This window comes from Streptomyces sp. NPDC036822 (assembly GCF_055609145.1).
In genome coordinates, this window is the sequence record NZ_JBVJPY010000014.1 from 88,923 (window position 1) to 107,692 (window position 18,770).

General features: G+C 71.8%; 21 protein-coding genes and 2 pseudogenes. 10 read left to right on the top strand and 13 right to left on the bottom strand.

Going from position 1 to position 18,770, the window contains the following annotated elements:
• Positions 1-165: 165 nt before the first annotated feature.
• A complete protein-coding gene (locus ACZ68P_RS27415; RefSeq protein ID WP_471010724.1) occupies positions 166-714 on the bottom strand; it encodes a GNAT family N-acetyltransferase in 549 nt (182 codons plus the stop codon).
• A 132-nt stretch (positions 715-846) separates the two neighbouring features.
• On the opposite strand from ACZ68P_RS27415, the gene ACZ68P_RS27420 reads away from it, so the two are divergent.
• Entirely contained in the window at positions 847-1,143 is a 297-nt protein-coding gene (locus ACZ68P_RS27420; protein ID WP_471010725.1) for an antibiotic biosynthesis monooxygenase, read from the top strand.
• Between the two features lie 107 nt (positions 1,144-1,250).
• Here the strand turns inward: ACZ68P_RS27420 and ACZ68P_RS27425 are convergent, their stop codons facing one another.
• Together ACZ68P_RS27425 and ACZ68P_RS27430 are read right to left on the bottom strand one after the other, a co-directional pair.
• Positions 1,251-1,607: a hypothetical protein gene (locus tag ACZ68P_RS27425; RefSeq protein ID WP_471010726.1), complete on the bottom strand. Its 357-nt coding sequence runs from the start codon at positions 1,605-1,607 to the stop codon at positions 1,251-1,253.
• A 167-nt stretch (positions 1,608-1,774) separates the two neighbouring features.
• The gene (locus tag ACZ68P_RS27430) at positions 1,775-3,091 is read right to left on the bottom strand and encodes an MFS transporter (RefSeq protein ID WP_471010728.1); all 1,317 of its coding nucleotides are present in this window, start codon (positions 3,089-3,091) and stop codon (positions 1,775-1,777) included.
• An 82-nt stretch (positions 3,092-3,173) separates the two neighbouring features.
• Here ACZ68P_RS27430 and ACZ68P_RS27435 point away from each other — a divergent pair, with 82 nt between their 5' ends.
• A complete protein-coding gene (locus ACZ68P_RS27435; RefSeq protein WP_471010730.1) occupies positions 3,174-4,109 on the top strand; it encodes a LysR family transcriptional regulator in 936 nt (311 codons plus the stop codon).
• 99 nt (positions 4,110-4,208) lie between these two features.
• Here the strand turns inward: ACZ68P_RS27435 and ACZ68P_RS27440 are convergent, their stop codons facing one another.
• The gene (locus tag ACZ68P_RS27440) at positions 4,209-5,438 is read right to left on the bottom strand and encodes a PP2C family protein-serine/threonine phosphatase (protein WP_471010732.1); all 1,230 of its coding nucleotides are present in this window, start codon (positions 5,436-5,438) and stop codon (positions 4,209-4,211) included.
• Positions 5,435-7,048 carry a sensor histidine kinase gene (locus ACZ68P_RS27445; RefSeq protein WP_471010733.1) on the bottom strand — a complete coding sequence of 538 codons (1,614 nt, stop codon included), beginning with the start codon at positions 7,046-7,048 and terminating at the stop codon, positions 5,435-5,437. The genes ACZ68P_RS27440 and ACZ68P_RS27445 overlap by 4 nt, the downstream gene beginning before the upstream one ends.
• A 108-nt stretch (positions 7,049-7,156) precedes the next feature.
• Between ACZ68P_RS27445 and ACZ68P_RS27450 the strand changes: the two genes are divergently transcribed.
• A complete protein-coding gene (locus ACZ68P_RS27450) occupies positions 7,157-7,930 on the top strand; it encodes a response regulator (protein WP_471010735.1) in 774 nt (257 codons plus the stop codon).
• Positions 7,931-8,143: 213 nt separating this feature from the next.
• A complete protein-coding gene (locus tag ACZ68P_RS27455; protein ID WP_471010736.1) occupies positions 8,144-8,935 on the top strand; it encodes a PIG-L deacetylase family protein in 792 nt (263 codons plus the stop codon).
• 110 nt (positions 8,936-9,045) lie between these two features.
• Here the strand turns inward: ACZ68P_RS27455 and gap are convergent, their stop codons facing one another.
• Positions 9,046-10,044 (bottom strand): type I glyceraldehyde-3-phosphate dehydrogenase, encoded by a 999-nt coding sequence (gene gap / locus ACZ68P_RS27460; RefSeq protein ID WP_365722183.1) that lies wholly within the window; start codon positions 10,042-10,044, stop codon positions 9,046-9,048.
• A gap of 117 nt (positions 10,045-10,161) precedes the next feature.
• Entirely contained in the window at positions 10,162-11,118 is a 957-nt protein-coding gene (locus tag ACZ68P_RS27465) for a GlxA family transcriptional regulator (RefSeq protein WP_471010739.1), read from the bottom strand.
• A 20-nt stretch (positions 11,119-11,138) separates the two neighbouring features.
• Here ACZ68P_RS27465 and ACZ68P_RS27470 point away from each other — a divergent pair, with 20 nt between their 5' ends.
• The 3 genes from ACZ68P_RS27470 to ACZ68P_RS27480 all read left to right on the top strand — a co-directional run bounded on the left by ACZ68P_RS27470 (position 11,139) and on the right by ACZ68P_RS27480 (position 12,568).
• Entirely contained in the window at positions 11,139-11,567 is a 429-nt protein-coding gene (locus ACZ68P_RS27470) for an ASCH domain-containing protein (RefSeq protein WP_471010742.1), read from the top strand.
• Between the two features lie 127 nt (positions 11,568-11,694).
• Positions 11,695-12,111 (top strand): CBS domain-containing protein, encoded by a 417-nt coding sequence (locus ACZ68P_RS27475; protein WP_365716926.1) that lies wholly within the window; start codon positions 11,695-11,697, stop codon positions 12,109-12,111.
• A 130-nt stretch (positions 12,112-12,241) separates the two neighbouring features.
• Positions 12,242-12,568, top strand: coding sequence for a plasmid stabilization protein (locus ACZ68P_RS27480; RefSeq protein ID WP_471010744.1), 327 nt, complete (start codon positions 12,242-12,244; stop codon positions 12,566-12,568).
• A gap of 181 nt (positions 12,569-12,749) precedes the next feature.
• Here ACZ68P_RS27480 and ACZ68P_RS27485 read toward each other — a convergent pair whose 3' ends face one another.
• Both ACZ68P_RS27485 and ACZ68P_RS27490 read right to left on the bottom strand, forming a co-directional pair.
• Entirely contained in the window at positions 12,750-13,325 is a 576-nt protein-coding gene (locus ACZ68P_RS27485; RefSeq protein WP_471010745.1) for a DUF6328 family protein, read from the bottom strand.
• Positions 13,326-13,391: 66 nt separating this feature from the next.
• Positions 13,392-14,064: pseudogene (locus tag ACZ68P_RS27490) on the bottom strand (PP2C family protein-serine/threonine phosphatase); the annotation flags it as partial.
• Between the two features lie 300 nt (positions 14,065-14,364).
• Here ACZ68P_RS27490 and ACZ68P_RS27495 point away from each other — a divergent pair.
• Both ACZ68P_RS27495 and ACZ68P_RS27500 read left to right on the top strand, forming a co-directional pair.
• Positions 14,365-14,919, top strand: a complete 555-nt coding sequence (locus tag ACZ68P_RS27495; protein ID WP_471010747.1) for a hypothetical protein — start codon at positions 14,365-14,367, stop codon at positions 14,917-14,919.
• 39 nt (positions 14,920-14,958) lie between these two features.
• Positions 14,959-15,279, top strand: a complete 321-nt coding sequence (locus ACZ68P_RS27500) for a DUF6191 domain-containing protein (protein WP_471010750.1) — start codon at positions 14,959-14,961, stop codon at positions 15,277-15,279.
• Positions 15,280-15,316: 37 nt separating this feature from the next.
• Here the strand turns inward: ACZ68P_RS27500 and ACZ68P_RS27505 are convergent, their stop codons facing one another.
• A complete protein-coding gene (locus tag ACZ68P_RS27505) occupies positions 15,317-15,754 on the bottom strand; it encodes a hypothetical protein (protein WP_471010752.1) in 438 nt (145 codons plus the stop codon).
• A 403-nt stretch (positions 15,755-16,157) separates the two neighbouring features.
• Between ACZ68P_RS27505 and ACZ68P_RS27510 the strand changes: the two genes are divergently transcribed.
• Entirely contained in the window at positions 16,158-16,637 is a 480-nt protein-coding gene (locus ACZ68P_RS27510) for an STAS domain-containing protein (protein ID WP_471010755.1), read from the top strand.
• A 67-nt stretch (positions 16,638-16,704) separates the two neighbouring features.
• Here the strand turns inward: ACZ68P_RS27510 and ACZ68P_RS27515 are convergent, their stop codons facing one another.
• From ACZ68P_RS27515 to ACZ68P_RS27525, 3 genes and pseudogenes are all read right to left on the bottom strand, one after another.
• Entirely contained in the window at positions 16,705-17,067 is a 363-nt protein-coding gene (locus ACZ68P_RS27515; protein WP_471010757.1) for an ANTAR domain-containing protein, read from the bottom strand.
• A gap of 104 nt (positions 17,068-17,171) precedes the next feature.
• Positions 17,172-17,363: a hypothetical protein gene (locus ACZ68P_RS27520; protein ID WP_471010759.1), complete on the bottom strand. Its 192-nt coding sequence runs from the start codon at positions 17,361-17,363 to the stop codon at positions 17,172-17,174.
• A 242-nt stretch (positions 17,364-17,605) separates the two neighbouring features.
• Positions 17,606-18,768: pseudogene (locus ACZ68P_RS27525) on the bottom strand (oxygenase MpaB family protein).
• Positions 18,769-18,770: the final 2 nt, after the last annotated feature.

The following is an 18,770-nucleotide window of genomic DNA, read 5'->3' on the forward strand; positions in this document are numbered from 1 at the left end:
CGGGGGGCGCACTCCGGAGCGCTCGGGCCGAAACCGTTCCGTGACCTCGACGGGAGCGCAGGCCGTGGCGGTGCGGCGCCGGCCGGAGCGAGCGGGGAATGTCCAAATCCCACCGCCCTGTGCCGGACAGGGCGCGACCCGGACGGTGTGACGCCCGGGCCGTGCTCAGACCTCGGGAAGGGAGGGATCGGGCGTCCAGGGAGGAGGCGCGCTGATGGACCAACGCTCGTGGTCGCGCCAGGCCCCGGCGATGTAGAGGTAGTCGGGCGACAGACCTTCGTAGCGGAAGCCGAGGCGCTGCACCAAGGCCAACGACGGCTTGTTCGCCGGCTGGATGTTCGCCTCCAGCCGGTGGAGCCGCAGCTCCTCGAAGGCGTGCCGCAGGACGAGGGTGAGCCCGTCGGCCATGTAACCCCGCCCCGCGGACGGTGCGAAAGCCGCATAGCCGAGGGACGCGCCCTGGTAACGGCCCCGGATGATCGAGTTGATGTTGACCGTCCCGGCGGCCACACCGCTCTGCCGTACCCGGATGAGGAACCCGAGGTTGGTGCCGTCGTCGAAGCGGCCCATCCAGCGCTGGAACTCCGCCGCGTTCTTGGGCAGTTGCATGTAAGGCCCGTAGAGCTCGGCGCTGGCCCTCACGAGCGAGCAGAACTCGTCCTGGTCGGCGAGGGTGAGCGGGCACAGTTCGACCCGTGACGAGGTGGTGGACATGAGCCCATGCTAGGCGGGTCCTGCCGGGGCCGTGGCGGCCGGCACCGCGCCTCGCCGCGTCGTCGTCGACGCTCCGGGCGACGAGGGGCGGAAGGGTGGCGCCGCGCCGGTGCGCGTGACACCCTGGCAACCGTGATCGTCAGGGTGAGTGAGGCACGCGTACGTCCCGAACGGTTCGAGGAATTCCGCGAGATGATCGTCTCTGCTGTACGCGAGTTCCCCGCCCGCTACCCAGGCTTGGTGGACCATGAGGTCCTGCTCGCGCCGCCCGACTCGCTGCTGTACGTCAGTCGCTGGCGCGGTGAGCAGGATCTGGCCGACTACGCCGGCGAGCACTGGCGGGACCAGCCCGTGGTCCTCCCGGGCGAGGACGAGTACCTGGACGCGCCCCTGCGCGTGCGGCACTTCACGATCGCGCCCCTGGCCTGACCGGCGGCACGGCGCCTGCGGGCCGGAGCGCCGGGCAAGGGCCTCCGCGGTGGCTCGCGGGGGAGGGCCGGAGGCGGCGGCGAGGCTGCCTCCACGGCCTCTCGGGGTCACCTGCCGTACAGGAAGGCGCGGGCGGGGACGAAGAGTTCGTGGCCGGTCGGGAAGCGGACGCGTACGCCGGACTCCGTCCACGTGGCGGATTCGATTCCCTTCGCCCCCAGGGTGGTGTCGACGTCCACCCAGTGTCCGTAGGAGGCGCCGGGATCCCTTCCGATGACCATCCGGTAGGACTGCTGTCCGGACAGGTTGTACCGGTGCACCAGCGACAGGAAGTGCGGCGACCCGTCGGCGTAGGCGACGACGGAGGGCGCGGAGCTGCGGTACGTCACCTCGGTGCGCGGCCACCACGCCACGGTCAGGACGACCGCGCTCAGCAGCACGCCCGCGACGCCGCCCAGCAGCACTCTGCCGATTCCGGCCGTCCCGCGGGACCGTACGTCCCGGCCCTGCGGTTCGAACGTTGCGGTACCGATGATGCCCTCCCCTGCGGATGCCGCTCCGGCCAGGTGACCGGAGACGGCCTGAGGAGAAGGACGCGGAACCGGGCCGATCGGTTGTGGCGAGCCCACGGTCACGTACGCTTCGGTGCCGGCTTCGGATCCCGGGGCGCCGCCGTGCGGCGGGGGAGCAGGAGCGGCGTCGCCAGCAGGAGCACGCCGGCCAGGCCGACGGCCGTGCGGGGGCCGACCAGAGCACCCAGCAGGCCCCACAGGGCCGTCAGCACCGCGGTCGTCGCCTTGGTCGTCACCGCCCACGCGGTCAGCGTGCGCGCGACCCGACCGGCCGGGGTGCGCTCCAGCCGGTAGGTGGCGGAGACGGGGTTGAAGACCCCGCAGCAGAGGATGAGCCCGAACTCGACGCACATCACCAGGACCAGCCCGCCGGTGCCCGGCCCCAGGAAGGGCAGGCCGACGAGCCAGACCGCGCGCAGTGCCCCGGACGCCACCAGGATCCGGTGCTGCCCCCACCGGGTGACGAGCGGTCGGGCCAGCCGTGAACCGAGCAGGCCGCCGATCGAGGGCGCGGCGAAGGCGAGGCCGTACTGCCAGGGGGCGAAGCCGAGGTCGTCGAGCATCAGGACGGCCAGCAGCGGCGTGGAGGCCATCACCAGGCCGTTGAAGAGGGCGGTGTTGAAGAACAGCGGGCGCAGCGCCGCGTCGGCGAGGATGCACCGCCAGCCGTCGAGCAGTTCCCCGGCCCGCATGCGCGTGGCCTCCCGGCGCTCGGGCAGCGGTTCCCGCCCGCCCATCGCGCGGATGCCCACCGCCGAGAGGAGGTAGCTGACCGCGTCGGCCACCACCGTCGCCACCGGCCCGAGCAGACCGATCGCCACACCGCCCAGCGGCGGTCCGATGATGGTGGTCGTCCAGGCCGTGGACTCGAAGCGGGCGTGGGCGACGAGCAGGTCCTCGGCGGGCAGCAGCGTCTTCACATACGCGCCGGAGGCGGCGCGGAAGGTGATGTCGCCCGCCGCGACGACGACCGAGACCAGCAGGAGCTGGACGAAGGTGAGCGCGCCGAACGCGAACGCGACGGGGACCGTCAGCAGCGCCGCGCAGCGCGCCAGGTCCATCGCGATCAGTACGGGCCGCTTGCGCCGGAACTCCACCCACGGACCGAGCGGCACCGCCACGGCCGCGCCCACGGCGGCCCCCGCGGAGGAGAGCGCGGCGACCTCGGCCGGTCCGGCGTGCAGCACATGGAGGGCGATCAGCGGGAACGCGCCGAAGGCGAGCCACGTGCCGAGCGCGCTGGTTCCGTAGGCACCCCAGAGCCACCCGAAGGGCCGCCCCAGCCGCGGTCCCCGCAGCCGCCCTGGCCGGTGCCCGCCCCTCGTGCCCGACACCCACGCCACCCCTCCGCACAACCGATCCGCGACGGGAAGCATCCAACCGAGCGCCGTATCCGGGCGTCAAACAACCGCGGGGCCACCCGGCCACAACGCGTGGTTGTGGCCGTAGGGTGTCGGCATGGACCTCGACACCGTCAGGACCTTCCTCGCCGCCGCCGACGCGGGGCGGTTCCAGGAGGCCGCCGCCGAACTGGGGGTCACCCAGCAGGCCGTCTCCAAGCGCATCGCCTCACTGGAGCGCGGCCTCGGGGTACGGCTGTTCACCCGCACCGCGCGCGGCGCCGAGCTCACCATCGACGGGCAGGCGTTCCTGCCCCACGCCCGCGAGCTGCTGCGCGTCGCCGAACGCGCGGTCGCGTCCGTCCGCACCGGCCGCCGCCCCCTGCGCGTCGACGTGATCGCCTCGCGCGTCGCGCCGTCGGGCCTGATGCGCGGCTTCCACCGCGCGTACCCCGAGATCGAGCTCGACGTGGTGATGCTGTTCGACGTCGAGAAGGCCGTGGCCGCCCTCCGGTCCGGTGCGATCGACGCGTCCTTCCGCGCCGTCGCCGTACCCGGCCGGCCCCTCCCCGAGGACATCGAGTCCGTCCGGGTGCTCGACGAGCCGCTCCAGCTCCTCATCGGCCCCGCCCACGCCCTGGCGGGCGCCCGTTCGGTGCCCCTCGCGCAGCTCGCCGGGCACCGGATCTGGATGCCGGGCATCGTCCCCGGCACCGAGTGGGCCGCCTACTACGACGACCTCGTCGCCGCCTTCGGTCTCACCATCGAGGCGACCGGCCCCAACTTCGGCTCCGACGCGCTCCTCGACACCGTCGCCGACACTCCGGCCCTCGCCACCTTCATGGGGGAGCAGACCCGTCTCGTCTGGCCCGCCGGCCACGGTCTGCGCCGCATCCCGGTGACCGACCCGACGCCCGTCTACCCGCACTCGCTCCTCTGGCACCGCGACAACCCGCACCCGGCGCTGGCCACCCTCCGTGCCTACCTGGCCGCCACGGGCGCCCGCCACGACGCGGCGGGGACCTGGGCGCCGCACTGGGTGGTACCGCGCTGAACCCCGCGGCCCGCGGTCGACCCCACCGGATCGGCCGCGGGAGCGAGCGCGTCCGCCGCCCCCGGTTTGCCGTCCGCCGTGGCGCCGACAGTGGGCGCGTCAGGGCATGCCGTCGGGGCTTCCGGAGGAGTGGGCGGGGCGGCTGCCCCAGTCCAGGCGGAGCACGGCGAGGTCGTCGGAGTGCCGGCCGGCGTTCCGCGCGTGGGTCTCCTTGATGAGGAGGTCGACATGGGCGGCCGGGTCCGCCGGAGGCAGGTCCTCGATCATGGCGAGCAGCCCTTCGACGCCGAGCCGCTCGCCCCGCGCTCCGTCGTGGCCTTCCGTGAGGCCGTCCGTGTAGAGGGTCAGGGCTCCGGTGACCGGCAGGGGAATGACCGTGGACGGCCAGCTGCGCAGCTCCGGGGCTATGCCGAGGGCGATGCCGTGCGCGGCGGTGAGTTCCCTGGTCCCCTCGACCGTGGTGAGCAGCGGTTCGTGGTGGCCGGCGAGATGGAGGGTCGCGGTGGCGGCGTCCTGGTCGAGGGTGAGCAGGGTGCAGGTGGCGAACAGCTGCTGATCGTCCCGTTCCGCGATCAGGATCCGCTCCATCAGGTGCAGCAGGTCGTTGCCGCGATGTCCGCCGAGGACGAGGGAGCGCCACGCGATCCGCAGGCAGACGCCGAGCGCGGCGGCGTCGGGGCCGTGTCCGCTGACATCGCCGACGACGGCGTGCAACAGGCCGTCGTCGCCCTCCACCACGTCGAGGAAGTCACCGCCCAGCAAGGCCATCTCGGCGCCCGGCAGGTAGCGCGAGGTCACCCGCACCTTCGAGGTGCCCAGGAGCGGGCGGGGCAGCAGGCCCCGCTCCAGGCGGGCGTTCTCCTCCGCCCGCAGCCGGGCGGCCTGCGCCTCGGCGCTCGCGCGTTCGGTCTGGCTCCGGTAGACGGCGTAGCGCACCGTACGGTCCAGGAGGTCCGCTTCGACCTTCCCCTTGACGAGGTAGTCCTGGGCCCCGGCAGCCATGGCCTCCGTGCCCGCCTGGGCCTCGGACAGCCCGGTCAGGACGATCACCGCCGTGTGCGGGGCCAGGGCGCGGACGGCGGCGACCGCGTCGGTGCCCGACACGTCGGGCAGGTGGAGGTCCAGGAGGATGCAGTCGATCGCGCTGCCGACGAGCGCGGAGCGAGCCGCGTCCAGAGTGGTCCGGGTGGTCAGCTCGAACCGCAGCCCGGTGTCGAGGAGGAGCTCCTCCACGAGCACGGCGTCGCCCAGGTCGTCCTCGATCAGCAGAATGCGGTACAGCGGCTCGCCGAGCGTCCCTCCGGGAGCGGCGGTCGCGGCCGCGGTCATCGTTCCTGCTCCGGGGCGGGGCGGAGGGCCTCGGCCGGAGTGTCCGGGCCGGAGCCGAGGTTCTCCATCGGCTCGGGCGCCAGGGTGAAGGAGATGCGGGCGCCGTCGCGGTAATCCGTGTCGACGGCGATGGTGCCGCCGTGGAACTCGACGATCTTCTTGCACATGGCGAGGCCGATGCCGCTGCCGGAGTACACGTCCTTGGTGTGCAGCCGCTGGAAGATCACGAAGACCTTGTCGGCGTACTCCGGCGCGATGCCGATGCCGTTGTCGGTGACCGTGAACCGCCACAGTTCCTCTTCACGGGCAGCCGTGACGTGGATCCGCGGCGCTTCGCCCGGCCGGCGGAACTTGACCGCGTTGCCGATCAGGTTCTGCCAGAGCATGCCCATCTGGGTGGGGTCGGCGATCAGGGTCGGCAGCGGATCATGGGTGATCGTCGCCCCGGACTCCTCGATGCCGACGCTCAGCGCGGACAGGGTCTGCCGCAGCACCTCGTCCACGTCGACCTTCTGGTGGGCCTTGTGCAGCCGGCCGACCCGGGAGAAGTCGAGGAGGTCGTTGATGAGGGTCTGCATGCGGTTGGCCCCGTCGACCGCGAACTCGATGTACTGATCGGCCCGGGCGTCGAGCTGCCCTCCGTAGCGCCGTTGCAGCAGCTGGGTGAAGCTGGAGACCTTGCGCAACGGCTCCTGCAGGTCGTGGGAGGCCACGTACGCGAACTGCTCCAGCTCGGCGTTGGAGCGCTGGAGGTCCGCGGCCTGCGCGTCGAGTCGCAGCCGCGCGTCCTCGGTGAAGGCCAGCTCCCGTACGAGCCGCCGGCGCATGGAGTCGATCTCGCCGCTGAGACGGCGCAGGTCGGCGGGGCCGGTCGGGGTGATGGGGTGGTCGAAGTCGCCGCCGGCGATGGTGCGGGCGTCGGCGCCGAGCCGGTCCAGGGGCGTGGTGATGCCACGACGCAGCCCTTCGAAGACCAGGGCGGCGAGGAGGAGGATGAGCATCCCGATCGCGCTGAACACCCAGTTCCGCATGACCAGGGTGGCCATCAGGTCGTCCCTCGCCTCGGCCCGGTCCGCCCGCAGCCGTTCCTGCTGACGGCTCAGCGCCGCCCGTACGGTGTCGAAGGCGGCCTTGCCCTCCTCGGCCCGCCGGGTGGCCAGCGGTGACGCGGCACCGGGCGGCGCCGCGGCGATCGGCCGGGCGATGCGCTCATGCCACCTCGCCACGCCGTCCCGCACGGCCCGCAGATCGGCGAGGCCACCGTCATCACCCTGAAGCAGCTCCGTGAGCCGCGCTTCGTCCCGCCGCTGCTCCGCGAGACCCTGCCGGTACGGGGTGATGAAGTCCGGCGTACCGGTGAGGCCGTAGCCGCGGATTCCGGTCTCCTGGTTGAGGATGGCCGATTCCAGGCGGATCGCGGTGGTCAGCGCGGGGGACCGGACGTCCACGATGTCCTTGCTGAGGGATTCGGTCCGCTGCAGGACCCATGCCCCCGTGACCCCGAGGAGAGCCAGGACCGTCAACGAGACGGCCACACCTACGCGAAGCCACCGCCGGGTCGTCCACGTGGACAGCCCTCGCAGACGCGGTTGCCTTGCATCGCCGGTCATGGTGTGAACTCCTCGAGGTGACAGCCGTTTCGAACGGGGGGCCAGCACACTTTAGAGGGCGACAACGCTTGTTGTCGCGGAGCTCCTCGGGGACCTAAAGTGCCAGGCATGCCCGGCAAGAACTTCGAGTTGCGGACCACCCCGCAGGAGACGGACACCCTGACGGACGCGGCGGTCGGCAACCTCGCGCAGCACCTCGCCCGTCGGCTGCTGAACGTCCCCTCCCGGCCCGCACCGGACGACCCGGCCGAGGCACTGGCCCTGCTCCACATTCTGGATCACCTCCGGCGGGCCGCTGAACGGCTCCAGCGGGAAGCAGCCGCGGCCGCCGCCCGCACGGGCGCCGGCTACCCGCAGATCGGCGCCGCCTGCGGCCTGACCCGCCAGGGCGCCCGCCGCCGCTGGCCGGGCCTCTTCCACCACTCCTCCGACGAAAGAACCACGGAGCATCCGATGATGACCACCCCCGCCCGCCCCTTCGACGTCCTGCTCGTCGAGGACGACGTCGCCGACGCCATGCTCATCGAGGAAGCCCTCTCCGAGCGCGGGGCCCGCAATCTGGTCCAGGTCACCGACGGAGTCGCCGCACTGGAACACCTCCGCACGCCGGGCACCCCGCGTCCCGACCTCATCGTCCTCGACCTGAACATGCCCCGGATGAACGGCCGCGAGCTCCTCAAGGTCCTCAAGACCGACGAGGACCTGCAGACAATCCCCGTGGTCGTCCTCACCACCTCCACCGCTCCCGACGACGTCACCGGCGCGTACAGCAGTCACGCCAACGCCTACGTCACCAAGCCGGTCAACCTCGCGGAGTTCGAGCAGGCCGTGCAGAGCATCGACGCCTTCTACCTCGACACCGCCACCCGGCCGCGCCCCTGACGAGGCCCCGTCGCTGGTCGGCCGTGACCGACCGACGCACGTGGGCGACGTGGTGCGGCGAGTTCCGGGCCCGCCTGGGCACGGCCGGGGTCGCAGCCGGGCTCTCCACGGCGGTCATGGTTGCCACGGCGCCGCCCCTCCCGCGCGCGGGAGGGGCGGCGAGGACGCGCGCGCCTCTGCGGATCGGGGAGGACGGGCCGCCACCATCGGTGCATGACGACGCGAGACGAATCGGGCGCGTTCGGCCCGCAGGCCCCCCTGCCGCCGCTTCCGGAGGACTGGGAGCGATGTCTGGCCGTGGCGGCGCATCCGGACGACATCGAGTACGGCGCGGCCTCGGCCGTCGCCCGCTGGACCGCTCAGGGCAAGCGGGTGACGTATCTGCTCGCCACCCGTGGCGAGGCGGGCATCGACGGTCTGCACCCCGCCGAGGCCGGACCGCTGCGCGAGGCCGAGGAGCGGGCCGGAGCCCGCGAGGTCGGCGTGGACACGGTGGAGTTCCTCGACCATCGCGACGGGGTGGTGGAGTACGGCCCCGACCTGCGCCGCGACATCGTGCGCGCGATGCGCCGGCACCGCCCCGAGGTGGTGGTGACGGGCGCGTACACCGTGCGGATGGTCGCCGGCGTCACCAACCAGGCCGATCACCGCGCGGTCGGCCTCGCGGCCCTGGACGCCGCGAGGGACGCGGGCAACCGCTGGATCTTCCCGGAACTGGCCGACGAAGGCCTCGAGCCCTGGGGCGGCGTCCGCCTCGTGTGCATGGCCGGCGCCGAACGTCCCACCCACGCCGTCGACGTCACCGGAGAACCCCTGGAACGCGGCATCGCCTCGCTGTCCGCCCACGCCGAGTACACCAGCGGCCTGGGGGAGCAGAGCTTCGAACCCCGCCCGTTCCTGACCTGGGCGGCGCGGATGGGCGGCCCCGCGCTCGGTGTCGAGGCGGCGGTCCTCTTCGACGTCCACCACCTGGCGTTCGACGGGAAGCCGCCCTGGGAGGCGTAGAGGCACCGCGCGAAGACGGCCGACCCCGCCGGCCCCGGCCTTCGACAGCCGACCACGTGGAGCGGCGGCGTCGTCGGCGGGGGCGCGGCGGGGCAGGGCCCGGCATCCCGTCAGCGCGTGGCGAGAAGCTCCAGCGTGTCGATCACACGGTTCGAGAAGCCCCACTCGTTGTCGTACCAGGCGACCACCTTGACGTGGCGGCCGTCGACGCGGGTGAGCTCGGAATCGAAGATCGACGAGGCGGGGTTGCCGACGATGTCGGCGGAGACGAGCGCGTCGTCCGAGTACTCCAGGACACCGGCCAGCGGGCCCTGCGCGGCGGCTCGGTACGCCTCCAGGATCTCCTCGCGCGTCACGTCGCGTGCGACGGTGGTGTTGAGCTCGACGATGGAGCCGACCGGCACGGGGACGCGGATCGAGTCGCCCGACAGCTTGCCGTCGAGGTTCGGCAGCACGAGGCCGATCGCCTTGGCGGCACCGGTCGTGGTCGGGACGATGTTGACGGCGGCGGCGCGAGCCCGGCGCGGGTCGCGGTGCGGTCCGTCCTGCAGGTTCTGCTCCTGCGTGTAGGCGTGCACCGTCGTCATGAAGCCGTGCTCGATGCCCGCCAGTTCGTCGAGGACGGCGGCCAGCGGTGCCAGCGCGTTGGTGGTGCAGGAGGCGTTCGAGACGATCGTGTGCAGATCCGGGTCGTACGCCTCGGTGTTGACCCCGTACGCGAGGGTGACGTCCGCTCCGTCGGCCGGCGCGCTGACGAGTACCTTCTTCGCGCCCGCGTCGATGTGGGCGCGGGCCGCCTTCGCGGAGGTGAAGCGGCCGGTCGCCTCCAGGACGATGTCGACCCCGAGCTCGGCCCACGGCAGCTGGGCGGGCTCCCGCTCGGCGAGCACCGTGATCCGGCGGCCGTCCACGACGAGGGTGTTCCCCTCGACGGTCACCGGGCGGCCGAGACGGCCCGACGTCGTGTCGTAGGCGAGCAGCCGGGCAAGGGCGGCCGGTTCCGTCAGGTCGTTGACGGCCACGATCTCGAGAGCGCTGTCCCGCTCCAGCAGGGCGCGCAGCACGTTGCGTCCGATGCGGCCGAATCCGTTGATGGCGATGCGAGTCATGAGTGGTGTCCTTTCCGGGTCGACACCAGGCTCGCCTGCGGCGCACGCCGTCGACAGTGGCGAGATCGCCACGGTTCACAAGGATCCCGCCACACGGTCGAGCTCCGTCGTACGGACCTACTCGACCTGGGTGAACGTGCGCCGGTACTCGCTCGGCGTCGTGCCGAGAATCCGCTGGAAGTGCAGGCGCAGGTTCGCACCGGTCCCGAGCCCGACGTCGGTGGCGATCTGTTCGACGCTGCGCTGTGACCGCTCGAGGAGTTCGCGGGCCAGGTCGACGCGGGCGCGCATCACCCACTGCATCGGCGTGCAGCCGGTCTCCTCGACGAAGCGCCGGGAGAAGGTCCGCGCGGAGACCCCGGCCTGCCGCGCCAGGATGTCGAGGGTGAGCGGCTCGCCGAGCCGGCGAAGCGCCCACTCGCGGGTCGCGGTGAACCGCTCGCCGAGCGGCTCGGGCACGCTGTGCGGTACGTACTGGGCCTGGCCGCCGCTGCGGTAGGGGGCCGCGACCAGGCGCCGGGCCGCGTGGTTGGACGCGGCCACCCCGAGGTCGCCGCGCAGGATGTGCAGGCACAGGTCGATGCCGGACGCGGCTCCGGCCGAGGTGAGCACGCTGCCCTCGTCGACGAACAGCACGTTCTCGTCGATCCGGACGAGCGGGCGCTTCGCTGCCAGCGCCTGGGCGTAGTGCCAGTGCGTCGTGGCGCGCTTGCCGTCCAGCAGTCCCGTGGCGGCGAGCGCGAAGGCCCCCGTCGAGATCGCGGCGAGCCGCGCGCCCCGCGCGTGGGCGGTGATCAGCGCCTCGACGACGGCCGGCGGCGGATCGTCGCGGTCCGGGAACCGGTAGCCCGGCACGAACACGATGTCGGCCCACGCGAGAGCATCGAGGCCGTGGGCGACGTCGTACGACAAGCCGTCGCCGCCGGTCACGAGACCGGGCGCCGCCCCGCACAACCGCACCTCGTACGGCATGCTCGCGCGGGTGGTGAAGACCTGCGCCGGAATTCCGACGTCGAGCGGCTTGGCGCCCTCGAGCACGAGGACGGCGACGCGATGCAGGCGGGAAGTCGGCACAGGTCAAGGCTACGGGGGAGGTGGCCGCGACACATTCACGTCCCCGGGCCGGGCAGGCGTCACCGGCAGCGGCCTCCCCACCGCCGGAGGCGGGATCGGTACCTCGGTACGCTGCCCGCGTCCTGTCGGGCGCCAAGACGGCCACCGCCACCCTGCTGGCGGAGTACGCGGAGGAAGGCGAAGAGCTCGAGTTCGCAGGCGAGGTCCTCGCCCTGCTGGACAACGACGGCACCGTCCTCGCGGAGTTGCGCGTCACCGACGTGACGATCACACCGTTCGGCGAGGTCCCCGGGGAGTTCGCCGAGGCCGAGGGCGAGGGCTACACCGACCTGGCCCACTGGCGCCGCTCCCACCTGGCCTTCTGGCAGGACGTCGAAGGCCGCCGCGTCGACGCGTCCACCCCCGTGGTGTGCATGCGCTTCGCCGCTCCCGCTCCATCGACCGGCTGAACCGCCGGACAGGACTGACCGGACGCATCTGCGCTGAGGGTCGTTAATGCCTCTGCCGAGCGGGAAGACGTGATCCGTCAGTTCCCGAGGCCGCGGGCCGAGGGCATCCCATGAAAGAGGGAGAGTTATGACGACGGCACGACAGATCATGACCGCGGGCACCGAATGCATCGGTGCGGAGGAATCGGTGCTGGAAGCCGCGAAGAAGATGAAGCAACTCGGTGTGGGAGCGCTGCCCATCTGCGGTACGGACAACAGGCTCAAAGGTATGCTCACCGATCGGGACATCGTCGTGAAGGTCCTCGGCGCCGGTAAGGACCCCGCCACGTGCAAGGCCGGAGAGCTGGCGCAGGGCGAGGCCGTGACCATCGGAGCGGACGACGACGCGGACGAGATCCTGCGCACGATGTCCGAGCACAAGGTCCGCCGCCTTCCGGTCATCGACGGGCACGACCTGGTCGGCATGGTCGCTCAGGCCGATGTCGCCCGTGCCCTGCCCGACCCCAAGGTCGGTGACCTGCTGCAGGCGTTGTCGACGGACTGAGACGCCCAATACCGCTGAAACTTTCGCCCGGGTGTTTACAGGCGGCGGTTTTGCACATGCGGTACGGGTATTCGCCTACGTACGGCAGGTAGTGACGTATCTGCCATTCCCTCAGATGGAGGAAAGTGTCATGCCCGCAGGGTCCAGCCCCAAGCGAGAGCGCCAGTACGAACACATCAAGGAAGGGGCCGAGAAACGCGGCACCTCCGAAAAGCGGGCAAAGGAGATCGCCGCCCGTACGGTCAACAAGGAACGGGCTCGTTCGGGGGAGTCGAAGACGGCGAGCAAGACGTCCACGCGTGACCCGAAATCCGCTCCCCAGCGCGGTGGAGAGCGGTCGCACAGCGGCTCCGGAGGACCGACCAAGGACCAGCTGTACGAGGAGGCCAAGAAGAAGAACATCGAGGGCCGCTCGTCGATGACCAAGCAGCAGCTGAGCAAGGCACTGGGCCGCTGAGTGAGGACCCCGGATTCGCACCGGCGGAGCAGGCATGCCGCTGGCCTGGAGGATCCGGGCCCTGGCCGAGAGGCAGCGGCGATGTGGGCCGACCTGCGAAGGCCGGCCCACACGATGCCAGGACGGACAGGCCCCGGGGCGCACGCGGCAGAGGCCGGACGCCCCTTCCCTGCGACGACGCCTATGCGACGGGTCGCCGGGCCGCCTGCCGCCGCAGGCGCAGCGGCAGCACGTACCAGCAAAGGCCGAACCACAGCATGACGCCTCCGACCAGCACCTCGGCGAGGATGCCCGGAACCGCGATCCGGAGGATAAGGAGCAGCGTGCACCCGATGGTCAGCGCGAGGAGGACCATCCCGCAGACCATCAGCCGGCAGGCCGCCTCCACCACCGTGTGCTTCATCCGCTGCCCGGACAGGAAGCGGTGGATGGAGACGGGTGCTATCAGCGCGCCGGTCGCGGAGGCTCCCAGCACGACGGTGATGACGTAGACGACACGGTCGAAGGTGTCGAGGTTCCCGAACAGCGGAGTGAAGGCGACGCTGAGCAGGAATCCGAAGAGGATCTGTACGCCCGTCTGGGCGACGCGTGTTTCCTGAAGGATCTCGTTCCACCGGCGATTGACGCGGTCCCGCGCCGTCTCCGGCGCCTCAGGACGAACGCCGAGACTGATGTCGACACCGCCACCGGCACCGTCGCAGGCACAGCCCGCGACGTCGTCTCCTGCCGGTTCGACCGGCTGCTCCGTCATGGTCATGGCACCCTCCACTTCTCAGAGTGACCGAGTGCCCCCGACCCGGCAACCACATGCGGCTGCTCCCACTCACCGGGTACGGAGCAGAAGCAGGGCGATGTCGTCGGTGTAGGCCTCATGGGGGAAGGCGTGGTGGACGAGGCTGTCGGCCAGTCCGTCGAGCGGCCGGTCACTGCTGCCGGTGAGGTGACGGGCCAGGTCGGCGATGGACTCGGTGAGGTCGACGCCGGGGTTCTCCACGAGGCCGTCCGTGTAGAGGGCGAGGAGTGAGCCGGCGGGCAGGGGGGGAGCTGGTGACCGGGTAGGAGCTGTCGATGCCGACGCCGATGCCCAGCAGCGGGCCCGGCTCCACCTCGAGGACGTGCGTCTGCGCCATGGGCGCGGGGCTGCGGAGCAGTGGTGGGGGGTGCCCCGCGCTGGCGAGGTGGAGGCGTCGGGCGGCGAGGTCGATGTGGATGTACAGGCAGGAGACGAACAGGTCGGTCTCCAGGTCCAGCAGGACGCGGTTGGTGCGCGCCGGGACTTCCCCGGGCGTCGCACCGGCGGTGGCGTGGACCGCTGTACGGACCTGGCCCATGAGCGCGGCGGCGGAGATGTTGTGGCCCTGTACGTCTCCGATGACGGCGGCGACGGCGGTGTCGCCGAGGCGGATCAGGTCGTAGAAGTCGCCGCCGACGTCCATGCCGTGGGCGGCCGGGAGGTACCGTGCGGCGACGGTGAGGTCGGGGATGTGGGGCCGGGTCGGCGCCGTCTTCTTCGCCTGACGGACCTTGGCGCCGAGCTCCTCGACCATCTCGGGCGGGCACGCCGTGCGCAGGACGGGAAGAGGTTGCCCTCCTCGTCGGCCACGTGCTCGCGGATCTCGGTCATGAGGCGTGCCATGAGGCTCGTCGAAGCGGGGGGCGTCCGCCTCGCACCCCTCCAGGTCCCTCATGGTGCGTTCGGCGGCCGCGTGGTCGCGCAATTCCTTGTCGGCGATGGCGTCGCCGTTCGGCACGTGCTCGCGCGCCGCCGGGGACAGGTAGGACTCCTGGGCGACCGAATGCCGGACGAGCTCCATGATGGCCTGCTCGGCGTACTGCCGGCGCTCGGGCGATGCCGATGGCTTCTCGGCGCCTACCCGGCAGGCCCCGGCGCACTTCAGCGCGGTCTCGCCGAGGCCCAGGCCCGGCAGGCGGTGACGGTGGCGGCCTGGCTGAGGTACCCGACGGAGCTCGACGCGCAGCTGGTCGCCTTCGCGGGGCCTGGCGGATCCACCCGGCTCGACTGGATCACCGGGGCGGACGCCGACACGGCCGGCCCTGACGCGCCCCAGGGGCACCCCGACGCATGGCGGAGCTGGGTGGACGAGGTCGTCGCCAGCTGGGCCGCCTGCCTCCTGGGCTCGGCCGGCTTCGCGCGAGCGGCGGTCCGGGCCCTGGGCGGCACGAGCCACCTCATGGGGGCGCCGGTCGCGTTCGACCGCCTGGCGTCACCGGCCGACCGGGACCATCAGGCGGCGCCACTGCTCCGGCACCCTGATCTTCTCTCCCCGATAGCGGTCCTGCACCGGCAGGAACTCACGGAGCGACTCCGAGGGGCCGGGGCCCTCACGTGAGCCTGTCAGCCCCGGCAGGGCCGCCTGGATACTGAGGCCATGCAATTCGTCTTCTTCATGGCGCTGCCCGGGCTGGTGATCATGCTGACGCTGCTGGCCTTCGTCGACCAGCTGCTGTTGCGCGCGGGGCGGGCTGGGATGCTGCCCTGGCGGAACAGCGCGAGGCAAGGCCAGATATCGGCGACCGGCTTCGAGCAGCTGCACGCGAGTCTCTCGCCCGGCAAGCAGAACGAGCTGAAGGAACGGCAGTCGGCCCTGGTCATGCCGGACAACCAGGATGACGGTGCGCCGCCCCACGGGATCACGGTGGATCTGGCCGGAGGGACGGCGGTCGTCCGGATGCCGCCTGCCGAGCGGTAGCAGCGCCTCTCGCGGCGCGAGCGGGCATGAAGCCGACCTAGGCCGAGCGGTTCAGTCCCGGGCAGGGGTGCTCGCCGAGGCGGGCCCGACGGATGCCCACGGCCCCTTGGGTGAGCGTCCTGCGTCCCAGGTCGTCGCGGAAGGCGCGTAGCGCGGGGCCGGGTTCTCCGTCGGTCGCAGGTCGCTCCCGTGGGGGCGGAAGGGGAGCGGCTTCGGCCCTTCCCTCGCCCAGCGTCACGATCCTCACCGGGCGGGTACGCCTCCACTCGCGCAAGGCGGCTCTGCCGTCCCGCGACAGACCGCCTCGGCCGTGGTCGACATCGAGGATTAGGGAATCGGTCCGCGGCGCAAGCGCGACGAGGGCGTCGGCGAACGTCACGCCGTCACCGGCGCCGTCGCTCCGGCGGCCCCCCTTGCAGAAGGTCACCACGGCGACGGTGCCGTAGTACTGCACATGAACGGTGTGCGGCTTCATCGGGCTTCCCCAGGCCGGGGTGTCAGCCCTGGACGACCGAGCCGGTGGCAGGGCTGTCCGGACGCGGTCACGGGGGCCGCATGTGAGTCCGGCGTTCAAAGCCGCTGGGCACCTTTCGTACCCCGGCCCGTCCCGGCGCGGGAGGCGGGCCGGCGAAGCCTCAAAGCGACGGAACCAAGCTGTTCCATCACGTCCACGATGTCACACTTCGAGACCTGAAGAGGCTTCCAGGGCCGGTCGATCGCCCCGTCCCGCCGGCATTCGATGCACGCGTGACGGGTTCTGCGGGGCTGCTTGTCCGGATCTTGCAGCGATGTACGCTGAGGGGGAAAATCGTGTCATAACGCCGACGTGCTCGAGCGGTGCGTCGGGTCGCCCCCTGGTGTGGCGAGATGAGACGCCCATGACTTCCGCATTCGACATCACGATGAAGCGCTACGGGCCCACCGCTTACCTGACCCTGGCCGGTGACCTCGACCTGGACGCCCGGCCCGTCTTCGAGCGGGCCCAGAGCTCCCTCGAGGGTGGGGTCTCCGTGGTGGTCTGCAACATGGAACGTGTGCCCTTCATGGATGTCTGTGGTCTGCACTGTCTACTCGCCCTGGCCCGGCACCTCGAGCGGCGGCACATGGCTCTCTTCCTCTTCAACTGGCACCACCAGCCGCTGCGTCTGCTGGATCTGGTCGACGAACGGGACCGCCCCACCGGCTCCGGCACCCCTCGGGCACGGTCGGCCGCGACGGCCGGGCTGCGCCACAGCCTCGGAAGCTGGGCACAGGCGGGCCGTGTCGGCGGAGCCACGGCGGCCGAAGCCCACTGCGTGTCGGCCGGCACGGTGTCGGAACGGCTGGGCGGCCCGCACGCACTTCGCCCGCCGGGCTGACATCGCCGCACCGGGGCAGTGTCCCGTGCTGCTGTCCCGGGCAGTCGGCAGCGGGCGGCGAAGGGGCTCAGCGATCGGTCTTCAGCACGGTCTCCGGGGAAAGCGCGCGCCGCACCAGGCGCCCGGCGACCTCCGTGGGCCGCTCGCCGTGGTCGTCGGCGTATTCGTGCAACTGCCGGTGCGCCTGGTCCAGGCCGATGCCGGCCGAGGCGGCGATCATGCCCACCGCGGTGTCGAGGAGCGCTTTGCCCGACAGTGCGGCCTGGGTCCGCGTGGGGATGTCGGAGGGGCGCAGCGGGTCGGCCGTCCACGTGATCACGGCGGAGGTGGGGGTGTCCGCCACGGCTTGCAGAAGATGGACCTCGCTCTCGGAGAGAGCGGTGGGCGCCTGGGCGAGGAGGTTGAGTGCGCCGACCTGCTGCCGGCGCACCCGCAGGGGGATCGCGTGCGCGGCGCGGTAGCCCGCGGCGGCGGCCAGCGAGGTGAAGTCGGGCCACCGATCGGCGTAGTCGGCAAGGTCGTCGGCTGGACCGGTTACCCCGTGGCGTACGCGTCCACGTACGGCCCCTGGGCGATCTGCCCCTGCAGTATTTCGGTGATCTCGACGCGACCCGAGGTGGCGATGACGGGGCGCACCCGCCCGAGCGCGTTGACGAGCATGACTCCGGCCGCGTCCACGGCGCTGAGCCGGACGCTGTGCTCGATCAGTCGACGCAGGCCCGGCACAGTACCTCCGGCACCTGGCCGCCGGGCACACCCGAGACGGCTCGGGCGAAAGCCTCCGACAGCGGCCGGGCCTCCTGCGCACCGGACAGGTGCTGTCCGTCGTCGGGAGGAAACGGGTCCACGACGCCTCACCTCCCGCTGCAGGCCCGTGTCCATCCTCCCATCCCACCGCTCCGCCAGAGGTGCAAGGGCGCGTGCGCCCGGACGTCCGACGAGGACGCGGCCCTGACGACGAAGGACCGTCAGCCGGCGGACGCGGGGGCGGGCGGAGTCCAGCGCCGGGTGCGGGGTACGCCGCCGGAGACGCCGAAGTCCTTCTTCAGCTGCTCGGGGATGGCGTAGTGCATGACGCGGCCGCGGGTGAGGGAGGACAGCTCCAGAACGGTGGTGAGGTGGCCGAGGCGGTCCAGCGCCCAGGCCCCGACCGGCGAGGCGTCCTCGATGCTCTCCAGCACACCCAGCAGGCTGGGGACGACCTTGACCACGCTGTCCCAGGGGGTGCTGGGTACCTGGAGCCAGTCGGCGCAGGTGTCGCCGATCAGGTGGCGGATCAGCGCGGAGACGATCGGGTCGAAGAAGGTGCCGGGCACGACGTCCTCGTACAGGTCGATCAGCTGCCGGGTCAGGTGGGCGCCCTCCTCGGAGGGGCCCATGTGACGGAGCATGTACCGGTCGAGGAACTGCCGGGCCTCGTCCAGGTCCTTGGGCACGGCCGCCTGGTCGACGCCGAGGATGGCGCCGACCACGCGCCAGGCGTAGAAGTAGGCCTCGGCGCCCTCGGCCGACATGTGGATGCCGAGGCGGTGCAGGCTGTCCAGGACGAGCAGTGAGAAGAACATCTGTCCGCCGATCATGTCCTCCTGACAGATCGGCGTTCCCAGCGCCTGGTCGTCCCAGCGGTTCTCCCGCTTGAGATGGTGGCGGATGGAAGCGTGCAGCAGGCGTACCTTCTGCGCGGCGGGGAGGAAGCGGCCGCCGGCCTCGAAGGCGTCGGGCCGCATGAGATAGACGGTGAACTGCCCGGTCTCCGCCATCCGCTTGGAGGGGTAGTCGAGCCCGTGGGTGGCGGACAGCAGCCGTGCCACGTGGGGAACGAGGTAGCAGGCCGGCATGGCGGCGAACGACAGCGCGGTGGAGATGTGGACGTTGTTGTCGATGAAGAACAGCCGGGCCTTCTCCATCTCGTCCCAGTCCACCCAGGCCGGCGGTGTGGAGGTGGCCTCGAGGTAGGCGCGGGCGACGTCGGGCAGCCCGTCGGGCAGCGGAGCGCCGGAGGTGGAGACGTAACGCATCAGGGTGTTGAAGGTGCCCACCTCCCCCGCTCGAACAGGGTGGCCACGACGCTGTCGGCGAGTTCGTCACCGGAGTGGCGCAGGGCGTCCATCGACGCCTGGGTGTAGGTCATGA